Source organism: Paenibacillus sp. J22R160, from assembly GCF_059692135.1.
Genome location: NZ_JCAUAU010000004.1, coordinates 462,199 through 474,902, shown reverse-complemented (window position 1 = coordinate 474,902; position 12,704 = coordinate 462,199). Strand labels below are relative to the sequence as shown.

Annotated in this window: 13 protein-coding genes and 1 riboswitch; of the genes, 11 read left to right on the top strand and 2 right to left on the bottom strand. The window is 45.7% G+C overall.

Annotated elements, in window-relative coordinates; genetic code table 11:
- Positions 1 to 56 precede the first annotated feature (56 nt).
- The 4 genes from spoIIAA (at position 57) to AC58UW_RS12945 (ending at position 3,219) form a co-directional block, all read left to right on the top strand.
- Complete coding sequence (spoIIAA, locus tag AC58UW_RS12960; protein WP_127458238.1) at positions 57 to 410, top strand: anti-sigma F factor antagonist; 354 nt, start codon at positions 57 to 59, stop codon at positions 408 to 410.
- Complete coding sequence (spoIIAB, locus tag AC58UW_RS12955) at positions 407 to 853, top strand: anti-sigma F factor (protein WP_497421052.1); 447 nt, start codon at positions 407 to 409, stop codon at positions 851 to 853. The genes spoIIAA and spoIIAB overlap by 4 nt, the downstream gene beginning before the upstream one ends.
- An 11-nt stretch (positions 854 to 864) precedes the next feature.
- Positions 865 to 1,620 carry an RNA polymerase sporulation sigma factor SigF gene (sigF, locus tag AC58UW_RS12950; protein ID WP_029192952.1) on the top strand — a complete coding sequence of 252 codons (756 nt, stop codon included), beginning with the start codon at positions 865 to 867 and terminating at the stop codon, positions 1,618 to 1,620.
- 168 nt (positions 1,621 to 1,788) lie between these two features.
- On the top strand, positions 1,789 to 3,219 hold the full coding sequence (locus AC58UW_RS12945; protein WP_497421202.1) for a SulP family inorganic anion transporter: 1,431 nt from the start codon (positions 1,789 to 1,791) through the stop codon (positions 3,217 to 3,219).
- Positions 3,220 to 3,316: 97 nt separating this feature from the next.
- On the opposite strand, the gene AC58UW_RS12940 is transcribed toward AC58UW_RS12945, so the two are convergent.
- The gene (locus tag AC58UW_RS12940) at positions 3,317 to 3,526 is read right to left on the bottom strand and encodes a DUF378 domain-containing protein (protein WP_497421051.1); all 210 of its coding nucleotides are present in this window, start codon (positions 3,524 to 3,526) and stop codon (positions 3,317 to 3,319) included.
- Positions 3,527 to 3,702: 176 nt separating this feature from the next.
- Between AC58UW_RS12940 and AC58UW_RS12935 the strand changes: the two genes are divergently transcribed.
- The 4 genes from AC58UW_RS12935 to lysA all read left to right on the top strand — a co-directional run bounded on the left by AC58UW_RS12935 (position 3,703) and on the right by lysA (position 7,899).
- Positions 3,703 to 4,335, top strand: coding sequence for a stage V sporulation protein AA (locus tag AC58UW_RS12935; RefSeq protein WP_497421050.1), 633 nt, complete (start codon positions 3,703 to 3,705; stop codon positions 4,333 to 4,335).
- Positions 4,335 to 4,754 carry a stage V sporulation protein AB gene (locus AC58UW_RS12930; protein WP_497421049.1) on the top strand — a complete coding sequence of 140 codons (420 nt, stop codon included), beginning with the start codon at positions 4,335 to 4,337 and terminating at the stop codon, positions 4,752 to 4,754. Before AC58UW_RS12935 ends, AC58UW_RS12930 begins: the two co-directional genes overlap by 1 nt.
- Before the next feature lie 22 nt (positions 4,755 to 4,776).
- On the top strand, positions 4,777 to 6,402 hold the full coding sequence (locus AC58UW_RS12925) for a spore germination protein (RefSeq protein ID WP_497421048.1): 1,626 nt from the start codon (positions 4,777 to 4,779) through the stop codon (positions 6,400 to 6,402).
- 165 nt (positions 6,403 to 6,567) lie between these two features.
- Positions 6,568 to 7,899, top strand: a complete 1,332-nt coding sequence (gene lysA, locus AC58UW_RS12920; protein ID WP_497421047.1) for a diaminopimelate decarboxylase — start codon at positions 6,568 to 6,570, stop codon at positions 7,897 to 7,899.
- Positions 7,900 to 7,977: 78 nt separating this feature from the next.
- Here the strand turns inward: lysA and AC58UW_RS12915 are convergent, their stop codons facing one another.
- Positions 7,978 to 8,910 carry a LysR family transcriptional regulator gene (locus AC58UW_RS12915; protein WP_497421046.1) on the bottom strand — a complete coding sequence of 311 codons (933 nt, stop codon included), beginning with the start codon at positions 8,908 to 8,910 and terminating at the stop codon, positions 7,978 to 7,980.
- Between the two features lie 111 nt (positions 8,911 to 9,021).
- Here AC58UW_RS12915 and AC58UW_RS12910 point away from each other — a divergent pair, with 111 nt between their 5' ends.
- The 3 genes from AC58UW_RS12910 (at position 9,022) to AC58UW_RS12900 (ending at position 12,202) form a co-directional block, all read left to right on the top strand.
- Positions 9,022 to 9,954, top strand: a complete 933-nt coding sequence (locus AC58UW_RS12910) for an NADP-dependent oxidoreductase (RefSeq protein WP_497421045.1) — start codon at positions 9,022 to 9,024, stop codon at positions 9,952 to 9,954.
- A 66-nt stretch (positions 9,955 to 10,020) separates the two neighbouring features.
- Positions 10,021 to 10,452, top strand: coding sequence for a peptidylprolyl isomerase (locus AC58UW_RS12905; protein ID WP_497421044.1), 432 nt, complete (start codon positions 10,021 to 10,023; stop codon positions 10,450 to 10,452).
- Positions 10,453 to 10,660: 208 nt separating this feature from the next.
- Entirely contained in the window at positions 10,661 to 12,202 is a 1,542-nt protein-coding gene (locus AC58UW_RS12900; RefSeq protein ID WP_497421043.1) for a LamG-like jellyroll fold domain-containing protein, read from the top strand.
- Positions 12,203 to 12,382: 180 nt separating this feature from the next.
- Positions 12,383 to 12,564, top strand: a riboswitch (FMN riboswitch).
- Positions 12,565 to 12,704 lie beyond the last annotated feature (140 nt).

The following is a 12,704-nucleotide window of genomic DNA, read 5'->3' as shown; positions in this document are numbered from 1 at the left end:
AATATAGGGATCTTTGAGTGTAGCTCAAAGTCTCTCAGCTGAGGGGAGTGAACAGGTTGAGCCTGCAAATTGAATTCGAGCAAGGCCGAAGAGCGCTGATTGTTAGACTGAAAGGCGAGCTGGATCACCATACTGCCGATGTGGTCAAAGCTAGGATGGAGGAAGCGATTGCCAAAGAGCATACGCATCACTTGATCCTGAGCTTGAAAGATCTAACTTTCATGGACAGTTCAGGTCTAGGCGTCATTCTCGGTCGCTATAAGCAAATCACGAGTAAAGGCGGCAAGATGGTCGTATGTGATGTTTCGCCTGCTGTCTATCGCTTGTTCGAGCTCTCCGGAATGTTCAAGATCGTTTCTATTCAGGATAACGAGCGTAATGCAATGTCCAGTCTGGAGGTTGCACTATGAGCGAACAGAATTTTATGACGCTGCAGTTTGCCAGTCGTTCGGAGAATGAGGCCTTTGCGCGTGTCGCCGTTGCTGCTTTCGTTTCACAATTGGATCCAACCTTGAATGAACTAACCGATATCAAAACGGTTGTTTCAGAAGCTGTGACGAATTCGATTATTCATGGGTATAACAATAAACCGGATGGTGTAATCACCATTACAACGAAAATTGATGATGACGTAGTCCGAATTACGATTGAGGACCAGGGTTCAGGCATTGATGATTTGGAACAAGCGAAGCAGCCTCTCTACACATCCAAGCCAGAACTTGAACGTTCCGGAATGGGATTCACGATAATGGAAAATTTCATGGACGAAGTGGAAGTTGTGACGGCCGTCGGAATCGGAACCAAAATAAACATGTTGAAGCGAATTGAATCTAAAAAAGCTTTATACAATTAGGGGTTTGATCTATGGATGTCGATCTGAAGCATGCTTCTCACAGTTATTTAGACGATTCGGAAGTCAAACGGTTAATCGCCCTCAGCCAATCCGGAGATGGACTCGCCAGAGAAACACTCGTCAGCTGCAATATCCGCTTGGTCTGGTCTGTGGTTCAACGTTTTTTGAACCGGGGATACGAAGCCGAAGATTTGTTCCAGATCGGTTGTATCGGACTGCTCAAGTCCGTTGACAAATTCGATCTGTCCTATGATGTGAAGTTTTCAACCTATGCGGTGCCGATGATTATCGGCGAAATTCAGCGCTTCCTTCGGGATGACGGAACACTCAAAGTTAGCCGTTCACTCAAAGAACTGGCTAATAAAATTCGCAAGACGAAGGACGAGTTATCTAAAAGGCTTGGCAGGCTTCCTACGATTAAAGAGGTGGCAGAAGAGCTTATGATCACGGCGGAGGAAGTTGTATTCGCGCAAGAAGCGAATAAGCCGCTTTCATCGATTCATGAGACCGTTTTTGAAAACGATGGTGACCCCATTACGTTAATGGATCAAATCTCCGACGAAAGCGGTGAGAAGTGGTTCGAGAAGCTTGCGCTCAACGAAGCAATCGGAACGCTCTCTGAGAGGGAGCGGCTCATTGTCTATCTCCGCTATTTCAGGGATCAAACACAGTCGGAGGTTGCAAGCAGACTGGGTATTTCCCAAGTGCAAGTATCGCGATTGGAAAAGAAGATCTTGCAATCGATCAAAGATCAGATTGCTCAATAACGGGTGCGATCAAAGAAATAACCGTTCTCCATTAGGGGGACGGTTATTTTTTGTAGGTAGAGACATTTGCAAGATTTATGTATAATAAGTACTGCCAATAACGGTATGGATTTTTCTGAAAGTGGAAAATCAATCAATGCTTTTATCAGTTAGGGAGTGTGAGTCTTGTTGTACGGGAAATGGAAGGATTCGTGGTTTTTTAATGTTCGAAAGGATGTTTTGTCCGGCATAACGGTAGCTTTAGCATTAATTCCCGAGGCCATTGCTTTTTCCATTTTGGCTGGCGTAGACCCGATGGTTGGTTTGTATGCTTCGTTTATCATTGCACTAGTGATCTCATTTACCGGTGGGCGAATGGGGATGATTTCCGCAGCAACAGGCGCAATGGCTTCTCTGATGGGGCCTTTGGTAGCAAAATATGGCATTGAATATTTATTCGCTGCCAGCATTTTAACAGGTATCATCCAATACCTCATGGGCGTGTTTAAATTCGGCAAATTTATCACATTCATTCCGCATTCTGTTGTTATAGGGTTTGTAAATGCCCTCGCCATTATTATTTTCATGGCTCAACTCCCTAGTTTCGCAGGTGCAAATTGGCAGATGTACGCCATGGTAGCAGGTACATTGGTCATCGTATATGGACTGCCGCGGATTACCAAAGCCGTTCCTTCTGCGCTAGTCGCAATAATTGTGATGACAATCATTTCGATTAATCTGCATCTGGATGTGCGCACAGTAGGAGATATGGGGGAAATTACACAGACGCTGCCGTTCTTCCATATCCCTGACTTCCACCTGTCTCTGCAAGCGATCGGAGTAATTCTACCCATTTCCCTGGCATTGGCTGTGGTCGGTATAACCGAATCCTTAATGACAGCTACAATCGTAGATGAAATGACGGAAACAAAAAGTGATAAAAACAAAGAAGTTCGCGGGCAAGGGATTGCCAATGTATTCTCTGGTTTTTTTGGCGGGATGGCAGGCTGTGCGATGATCGGTCAAACGGTGATTAATGTGAAATCAGGAGGAAGGTCGCGTCTATCCACCTTTGTGTCAGGCGTCTTTTTACTTTTCTTGATTATGGTTCTTGGCAATGTCGTTAAGCAAATTCCGATGGGGGCATTAGTCGGTGTCATGTTCATGGTGTCCATTGGCACTTTCGATTGGAAATCCCTAAGAAACATTGCCAAAATTCCAAGAAGCGATGCTTTGGTCATGGTGATTACTGTTGCCATCGTTGTTGCAACTTCTAACTTAGCAATTGGGGTCTTATCCGGGGTTGCGCTAAGTGCTCTCATTTTTGGTTGGAGATCGGCAAAGATTAAGGCCTTCACCTCAATAGATTCTAATGGGGGCAAAATATATCGTGTATCCGGCCAGTTATTTTTTGGCACAATGACCTACTTTATTGATTTATTCGATTATAGAAATGACCCCGACACGATAACAATTGATTTCAGCAGCTCACACGTATGGGATCACTCCGCTGTTACCGCCATTGCCAAAACGATTGCAAAATATGAACAGCTGGGCAAGACGGTGATTTGCATGGGTTTGAATGAAGAAAGCAAGCTTTTGGTGAAACAAGCAAGCTAAACATGCGAAATATGCAACTATCATAAAACATGAAAAGAGCCGCTATTTACCCGTCGATCCAGTGGGTATGGCGGCTTTCTCTTATTCACCTATAAGCCTATCGTGCAGAATATCTGGTGTCGGAATAAAATCTTACGCAGTAAATTCCGCATAAGCCAACGATGGTATAGATGATTCGACTTAAAGCCGAAGATTCCCGATGAGAATCCCCACCCAGTATAGCTGAAACTAAATCCCATTCGAAGAGCCCAACTAAAAGCCAATTCAGCGCACCAATAATGACTAGTGTTAACGCTAGTTTTGCCATGTTATCACCTTCTTTGTATGGAATAAGTTATCGTTATTCATTCTTACTATGCCAAATTGAGGAGGGCTTTATTCCTGGAGAATTTACCATTCAAGCAGGCGATTATGGAGAGGAAACATTTTGCATACTACTCCTATACATGGATGATACCCGTAAGTCGTGAAGGGAGTGAGACCATGGTTAATAATGGAGCTCCATATCTGTATATCCGGCTCAGGCGGAAAGCGAATGTTCGCAAGGGAAATGTGGTGCAGCTTCGGCATATCGCCCAAATTATTGTGGAACCTGAATATGAATCAGCCTTGAACGAGCTTATTATTCATAGGCCGCAGCAGGAGGATGGCAATCGCGTCCTGATTGATATGATGCTGATCGTTCGAAAAGTGAAAGAACGGTACCCGGAGCTGCAAATTGAGCATTTCGGGGAACCTCATGTGCTCTTAGAGATTTTATCTGATAATAAACAAGCAAGCCCAGTACTTATCGGATTGGTTTGGCTTCTCTTGTTCATTGGCTCAGGGCTGGCCATCATGAATTTCCATGCAGATGTCTCCATGTTGGAGGTTCATCAAAGGATTTACGAGCTGATGACGGGCAAAAAGGTAGAGCACCCGCTCATTCTGCAAATTCCATATTCCTTGGGCATAGGTGTTGGGATGGTTATTTTCTTCAACCATTTGTTTAAAAAGAAATTCAATGAAGAACCAAGTCCGCTTGAAGTTGAAATGTTTATGTACCAAGAAAATATAAACCATTATGTGATTACCGAAGAGTATATGAAAATTCATGAGGAAGGGGAGTCGAAGTGATGACTCTCCTTGGGGAAGTCCTTTTGATTGCTTTTATCGGTTTAGCAGGAGGGATTGCCGTTGGAAGCGGTATGGTGGCATTCCTTGTGGTTCTGGACATTATCCCGAGGCTGGCGCAGATTACACGATCATTTTCAAAAATACATGCCTATGAAGTTGCGGTTGTTTTGGGTTCTCTTTTGTTTACTTGGGTAGATTTCAGTGATATGAAGGTCCCCCTATTTCCAATTAGTACTGCTTTTGTAGGACTATTCGCTGGTTGTTTTGTTGGTATGCTTGCAGCTGCGCTCACTGAAATTATTAACGTGCTGCCAATCCTTGCCAAGCGGGTGGGCATGGGTTCCTATATGATATTGCTGCTCATGGCGATGATTTTCGGCAAAGTGTTTGGATCCTTGTTTGAGTGGTTGTTTTATTAAGCATTGAAGGAGGCGTAAGGACGTGAAGGTGATTGTCAAAACTGGGAATGACAACGAACATGACCATGACCATGAGAATAAGAATGAATCTAGAGAAGAATCTGACAAATTAGCGATTGATGAGGAAGGGAATTTATCTGAGTATAATCCGATTACGGACATGACTCCTGAGGAAAAGGAGTTGAAAATTCAGGAGGACATTCCAGATAATTTAAAGGATGTAACTCGAGTTCTAGAGGAGCGCGTTGGCCTCAACCGAAGCTTCGATCTTGTACTCAGAGAAATGGTGTTCGGTGCTAAAAGAGTAGGGATCTTCTACTGCAATGGGTTCGTTAAGGATACCGTTTTGACCGATATTCTGACACGTCTGTCTTATGCCGGTGAAGAAAGTGTTTCACACCACACGCTCGAAGCCTTCATGGATAAGCTAATCCCGCATAATCAAGTGAAGTCCTACAAGAAAATGTCCGAAATCGTTGGACAGGTGTTAATGGGCGGGACTGCCTTCTTCATTGAAGGGGAGACGGCTGCTATCGCCGTCGATGTCAAGAGCTTTCCTGTCCGCTCGATTGGCGAGCCAGATTTGGAGCGGGTAGTCAGAGGGTCTCGGGATGGTTTCGTAGAAACCTTATTAATGAATGTGACACTTGTCAGACGAAGAGTCCGCGATGAGCGTTTGAAGCTGGAAATTATGCAAATTGGCAAGCGAACCAAAACGGATGTCTGCATCGGTTATATTAATGATATTGCCAATGCGGATCTTGTTGATGCTGTTAAGGAGAAAATTAGCCAATTGAAGATTGATGGTCTTCCCCTTGCTGAAAAGCAGTTGGAGGAAGCTATTATTAATAAAGGCTGGAACCCGTATCCGATGGTGCGCTATTCAGAGCGTCCGGATGTAGTATCCGCCCATTTGCTAGAAGGTCACGTCTGCTTGTTTGTCGATACATCGCCAAGCGTCATGATATTGCCAACGACCTTTTTTCATCATGTCCAGCATGCTGAAGAATATCGACAAACGCCATTTATCGGCACCTATTTAAGGTGGGTGCGGTTTGCTGGCATTATGTCCTCCATCTTCTTGCTTCCGCTTTGGTTTATGATGGTGATGGATCCCTCTTTAAAACCTGCCGGTCTAGAGTTTCTTGGGCCACAGAAAGAAGGAACACTGCCGCTGATTGTTCAATTCCTAATTGCCGATATCGGGATCGATCTGATGCGGATGGCGGCGGTGCATACCCCGTCTCCTCTCGCTACTGCGATGGGCTTGGTGGCCGCCATTCTGGTGGGGGATATTGCCGTTAAGACGGGGTTGTTCATCAATGAAGTGATCCTGTATCTGGCCCTCGCATCTATTGGGATGTTTGCTACACCTAGCTATGAGTTGGGACTTGCCAACCGGGTTGTCCGGCTGGGACTGCTCATTGCTGTGGCTATCTTCCATGTCCCGGGTTTTGTTGTTGGATCGACCGTGTGGCTGATCTGGCTCGCTACAAGAAAGTCCTACAATGCCCCTTACATGTGGCCGCTCATTCCATTCAATGCGAAAAGCTTTTTTGCGATTCTTCTTCGCCGACCTGTGCTGGCAGCCAAAACGCGCTTAAGCCTTACAAAACCGATCGATGGCACACGTCAACCCAAACCGTAATAAACTAAAAGGACAAGGGATTTCATCTTGTCCTTTTTACGATTTAGGGCAGGAAGGATATTGTCAAATGCGCTTTTCCTATGTTACTTTAAATAGTAATGCGCATTCGGCCGTTTGAGCGGAATATGAGTAGCAGCAGGTTCAGGGTGAGGGGGAAATGAAGCTATGTATTTGCATGGTACAAGTAAAATTAACGGTCAAGGTCACCTTGAAATCGGTGGTGTCGATGCAACGAAGCTGGTTGCTGAATATGGTACACCTTTATATGTATTTGACGAAGCTCTTGTGCGCGAGCGTTGCCGCGAGTTTGTAGATGCTTTCAAAGCGTCAGGTCTCAAATTCCAAGTGGCTTACGCGAGTAAAGCCTTCTGTGTGATGGCGATGTGCCGTATTGTTGAAGAAGAAGGAATGTCCCTTGACGTTGTCTCCGATGGCGAGCTGTATACGGCTCTTCAAGCTGGATTCCCAGCCGAGCGGATTCATTTTCATGGCAATAACAAGACAATTGATGAAATGGAAATGGCAATTGATGCGAAGATCGGCTGTTTCGTCGTAGATAACTTTATCGAGCTTCAAATGCTGAACGCCATTGCTGGTGAGAAGCGTCAGAAAGTGAAGATTTTACTGCGTATTACGCCAGGCGTTGAGGCACATACGCATGAATATATTTCCACTGGCCAAACGGACTCCAAGTTCGGTTTCGATCTAGGCAATGGTTCCGCATTCCAAGCGGTAGAAGAGTCTTCCAAGCTTAGTCATTTGGAGCTGCTGGGCATTCATTCTCATATTGGCTCGCAAATTTTTGAAGTGGAAGGCTTCCGCATGGCTGCTGAGAAAATGGCAAGCTTTGCCGTTCAAGTTCGTCAAGAAATTGGCGTTACTTTCAAAGTTATTAACCTTGGCGGAGGCTTTGGGATCCGTTATGTGAATGAAGATACTCCGCTTCCGGTTTCCGTCTATGTGAAAGCTATTACGGATGCGATTAAAGATAATTTTGGACGCAACGAATATCCGCTTCCCGAAATCTGGGTAGAGCCAGGCCGCAGCATCGTTGGCGACGCAGGAACGACCCTGTACACCGTTGGAACAACGAAAGATATTCCTGGTGTGCGCAAATATGTTTCCGTTGATGGCGGTATGACGGATAATCCGCGTCCTGCCTTGTATGAGGCGGTATATGAGGCTATGCTGGCGAACCGTGCTACCGAGGAGCCGACCGAGGTCGTATCCATTGCCGGCAAATGCTGTGAGAGCGGCGATATGTTGATCTGGGATTTGAACCTTCCGAAAGTGAACTCGGGCGATGTGCTTGCTGTGTCTTGCACAGGCGCATATAACTACGCGATGGCAAGCAACTATAATCGTATTCGCCGTCCAGGCGTTGTTTTCGTGAGCGAGGGGCAAAGCGATCTTGTCGTGAAGCGTGAAACGTTCGACAATATTGTCGGCAACGATCTAATTCCTGCAAGAATGAAACAAGTGAGTAAAACTGTTTAAATAGAAAACAGCCTGGAATTCCAGGCTGATTAAGGGCTATCCCTTAGGTCATTCACGACCTGAGGGATAGTTTTTTTATTAGCTGCGGGGATTCTTATCCGGAAAATAGGAAGTTACATAGTCGCGGAAAGCATCTGCCGCTTGGGATAAGTATCGATTGCGCAGCCACGCTAGCTGGAAGGTGCGCTGGCTTACCGGCTCATGGATGCGAAGCAGGTGGGGAGTATTGTCTTTGCGTTGTACGGCAGAAGGTGAAGAAGTGACCAAGGATACGCCCATTCCCGCTTGCACGAGACTGCTAATGGCGGAAAAGTCATTCACATCGCAGATGATTTTCGGCGAAAAGCCGGCTTGCTGGCATAAAGCATCCGTTTTTTGACGAAAGCGATGCCCCTCTTTCATAACAATGAACGAATCTTGAGCAGCTTCATGCAAATGTATGCTTTCGCGACCAACTAACCGGTGTCCGGGTGGGACAGCTAGCCATATTTGTTCTGTCAAAAATGGCCTACTCGCGATTCCTTGGTTTTCAAAATCAGAAGGCAAGCAGAAGGTGATCGCGAAGTCCACTTCACCACTTAGGAGCAGATGCATTTTGGACTCTTCCGAGGTTGATTGAGTTAGCTTGAAATTCACCGTGGGGTGCTCAGCGGCAAAAGAGCCAAACAGATCGGAAAAGCGGCTGATTGCGGTAGTTGCAATGTAAAGCTGGCCATGCTCGAGACCGGCCAAGTCCGCAATTTCGCGCTTGCCTTCTTCCAACAAACCAAGTGCGGCATTCACTTTGACTAAAAAGGCTTTGCCATAGGAATTCAGCTTAATCTGTCTACCCTGCCGATCAAACAATGGAACTCCCAAGTCAGCTTCTAGCCGCGAAATCGTCTTACTAAGAGCTGGCTGCGCGATTCGCAGGATTTCAGCCGCTTTCGTCATATGTTCTAATTTGGCAACCACTTGAAAATAATGAAGCTGCAGCATCTCCATCTTAGGATGTCCCTCCGTATCATTCATATACTCAAGGTTATATATAATTGACATTAGATATATTTTATTTTATGTAAAATACATTCTACAATGAGGGGAGGGCGATAGCAAATTCAGCGGAAGAGAGGGGATCGATAGATGGAAAACTTGAAGATGACAGGGGTAACGGTGTACCAGCACGGAGGGCCTGAAGTATTGCAGGTAGAGACGATGGATCGTCCTTCGCCAAAGGAGGATGAAGTGCTTGTTCATGTACATGCGGTTGGGGTATTACCAGTTGATTGGAAGGGGCGTCAAGGTTTGTTCAAAGCTATACGCCCCACGAAGTTTCCTTATATGCCTGGATCGACTTTTGCCGGGGTGATTGAAGTGGTGGGTGCAAGGGTCACGAAGTTTCAGAAGGGGCAAGCCGTGTTTGGACGCAGCTCCAACGGTGCGTATGCCGAATACCTCACAACAGACGTCCTGCGTATAGCGCTCAAACCGTCTGGCGTAAGCTTCGCAGAGGCGGCAACGATTTCTGGTGGTGCGACAGCAGCCTGGCAAGCATTGTTTAACCACGGGAACTTGCAGAGAGCACAGCGAGTGCTTATACATGGGGCTGGAGGGGGAGTAGGCTCATTTGCAGTTCAGATGGCGGTCTGGGCAGGTGCCCAGGTGATAGGTACCTGCAGCGCTGCCAATGTTGAGCTGGTTAAATCCTTTGGGGCTGCTGAGGTCATTGATTATACTTCGAGTAAGTTTGAAGATATCGTCAGTGAGGTAGATCTCGTCTTAGATACCGTTGGCGGTACAACGCTAGAACGTTCATATGCTGTAATAAAAAAAGGCGGCTTGCTCCTCTCTATTGCAGGGCAGCCCTCGCAGGAGAAGGCACAGGAGCTTGGAATTCGAGCCGAATTTTCCAATGCCTTGCTGCCATCCGAGACGATGGTGGAAATCGCACAGAGGATGGAGGAGGGGCATTGGAAAGCTGTCATCGGCCATTCCTTCCCTCTTCATGCTGTCCGGGATGCACATATCTTCAGTCAAACCGGCCATGGCCAAGGCCGAATTATACTCGAGATGTAGCTAGGTTTGTGAAATGCATGGTTTCATAGTAGAATAAGATATTATTGTCTAAAGGAGTGGACCACAATGGCCAAACAAGCAAAAATTAAACTAGCAGGCGGTGGCGAAGTTCTTATCGATCTTTTCGAAAAAGACGCGCCAAATACCGTTGCCAACTTTGAAAAATTAGCAAACTCCGGTTTCTACAACGGACTTGTTTTTCATCGTGTAATTCCAGGATTCGTCGCACAAGGCGGTTGTCCATCCGGCACAGGAACTGGCGGCCCAGGCTACCAAATTGACTGTGAAATCAACCCTAACAAACATGAGCGCGGCTCCTTGGCTATGGCTCATGCAGGCAGAAACACAGGTGGAAGCCAATTCTACATCGCTTACCAACCGCAGCCTCACCTTGATGGACAACATACTGTATTCGGTAAAGTATCCAAAGGTATGGAATTAGTCGATGCTTTCAAAGGCAGAGATTTGATGGAAAAAGTAGAAGTTGTAGAAGTTTAATTCAAACAGCTAAGCATAGAGAAGAACCTGCTGATAACCATCAGCAGGTTCTTTTTTTGCTTGTCAAAGCTCCATAATAACTTAACACACAACTGAGATTATCTATGTTAACCTGAAATTACCAACAAATAAAAACTAAACACATAACACTTTATACATTATACCCTATGTTTTTGTTGGAATTTATGATCAATGGAGTGAATTAATGATGTTTGCAAGTGTTTTTAAAGGTAAAATCAGGTCGGTTTTGTTCAGTGCTACACTGCTAACAAGCGTGCTTACGTTTGTACCTGCAGCAAGTGCTTCTGTGCCCACCGATCCGTCTCTTCAACTCAAGCTTGATGGAAATCTATTAGACACTTCCCCGAACAATGTGCCAGTCACTTTGCAAGGTTCTCCTAGTTTTGCAGCCGGACGTATGAATCAAGGGATTGGCTTTAATGGAACTTTGCAATACTTAAATCTGGGCAGTACCCCCGCCACGACATTTGGAACTGCCGATTTCACCGTTTCCTTCTGGATACGCTCTTCCGGGGTAACAGGAGATCCATCGATTATTAGTAACAAAAATTGGAATACCGGTGCCAATACGGGTTGGATGGTTTCCCTCCTCTCCGATGGGCGAATCAAATGGAACTTCACACCTCAAGGCAAAACTCGCAGTGACGCTTACATACCCGGAGTGGCTGATAACAGTTGGCACTTCATTACCGTATCTCATCAACGGAACGGTTCGGCCCGACTCTATAAGGATGGCGTCGAAGTAACCTCTGTTGATATCTCACAAAAAAATACTACGATTAATACGACTTACCCCACTGTTGTTGCGCAAGATGGCACGCTTAATTATCCAAGTAAATTAAATGCAAATCTCGATCATCTTCAAATTTTCAAAAGGGCGCTTAGCGCAAATGAAATCAGAGATATGTATCAATCGGCAGCAATAGGCTCCAGTAGCAAAAAAGTGCTTGTAATTGGCATTGACGGCACCCGTCCGGACGCTCTGCAAGCAGCTAATACACCAAATATAGATGCACTTACCGCAAGTGGCGCTTACAGTTTCAACGCAATGGCCAATTCTAACTATACATGGAGTGGGACAGGCTGGTCTACGGTTCAAACGGGTGTTTGGCTGAACAAACACGGCGTAACAAGCAATACTTTCACAGGAAGCAACTTCACGCAATATCCATCCCTGATGGTGCGCGCCGAACAATATGCCTCTAATCTATCTACAAATTCCATTGTTGCTTGGGCACCAATTAACGACAACATAATAGCTGGAATCGACTCGGAACTCAGTGTAACCTCAGATGATTTAGTGAGAGACAACACCGTTAGTTTGATGCAAAACGGCAGTCCGGATTTAACATTCATTCACTTCGATGATGTTGACCATGCTGGGCATACATATGGATTCTCACCTACGATACCACCGTACATGACGGCTATCGAGCAGACGGATGCAAGAATTGGTGCGATTGTTAATTCGATTCATAACCGCAGTACGTACGCGCAAGAAGACTGGATAATCATTTTGACGACGGATCACGGCGGTCTGGGAACGAGCCATGGCGGCAATAGCCTTCAAGAGCGCACGATTTTTGTGATTGTTAGCGGAAATGCAGCGACTCCAGGCTTAATCTCGCCTGCACCGAATCAAACAGATGTCATGATAACGGCCCTTAAACATCTGGGCATCCCAATTAACCCATCTTGGAACTTGGATGGTAAAGCTGTAGGGCTATAATTTGGTTATAAGAACTGAACACCTCCCGCCTTGTAAAGGGTTTGGGGGGTGTTTACTTATAGGGCAAAATCGGGTTGAACAGGTGCAAAAAGAGTCGTTTTTTGTTGGGCGAGGCAAAAAAGGCCTTGCTTTTTCGATGACTGAGTGATAAATTTTTCATAAGTTACTTTTCATATGTGTGCAAACCTTCGGGGCGTGGTGAAATTCCACACCGGCGGTGATTCGACGGCAGGATCATTTATCTGCTAACGATTAGTCCGTGACCCGTTTTGAAGCTAGCGGTACCTGATATACAGCTTCGCTACGGCTGACCCGGTGAGAATCCGGGACCGACAGTATAGTCTGGATGGGAGAAGGAATACGCGAACATTAGATTCGCTATGCATGCTTGTACATTTTTTCACGAGAACAAAAATTCGGCAGGTCTATGCTTTCGCATGGATACGTCGTGCTTGTTTGATTTGATCAAAAATGCAGCAAGTGTGAATGGATGAAGCTTCTT

Bases quoted from the DNA above. Each gene is read 5' to 3' on its own strand.
- sigF (WP_029192952.1), top strand. From the start codon at position 865: ATGGATGTCGATCTGAAGCATGCTTCTCACAGTTATTTAGACGATTCG.
- AC58UW_RS12935 (WP_497421050.1), top strand. From the start codon at position 3,703: ATGGTTAATAATGGAGCTCCATATCTGTATATCCGGCTCAGGCGGAAA.
- AC58UW_RS12905 (WP_497421044.1), top strand. From the start codon at position 10,021: ATGGCCAAACAAGCAAAAATTAAACTAGCAGGCGGTGGCGAAGTTCTT.
- AC58UW_RS12940 (WP_497421051.1), bottom strand. From the start codon at position 3,526: ATGGCAAAACTAGCGTTAACACTAGTCATTATTGGTGCGCTGAATTGG.
- spoIIAB (WP_497421052.1), top strand. From the start codon at position 407: ATGAGCGAACAGAATTTTATGACGCTGCAGTTTGCCAGTCGTTCGGAG.
- lysA (WP_497421047.1), top strand. From the start codon at position 6,568: ATGTATTTGCATGGTACAAGTAAAATTAACGGTCAAGGTCACCTTGAA.
- AC58UW_RS12900 (WP_497421043.1), top strand. From the start codon at position 10,661: ATGTTTGCAAGTGTTTTTAAAGGTAAAATCAGGTCGGTTTTGTTCAGT.
- AC58UW_RS12915 (WP_497421046.1), bottom strand. From the start codon at position 8,910: ATGAATGATACGGAGGGACATCCTAAGATGGAGATGCTGCAGCTTCAT.
- AC58UW_RS12930 (WP_497421049.1), top strand. From the start codon at position 4,335: ATGACTCTCCTTGGGGAAGTCCTTTTGATTGCTTTTATCGGTTTAGCA.
- AC58UW_RS12910 (WP_497421045.1), top strand. From the start codon at position 9,022: ATGGAAAACTTGAAGATGACAGGGGTAACGGTGTACCAGCACGGAGGG.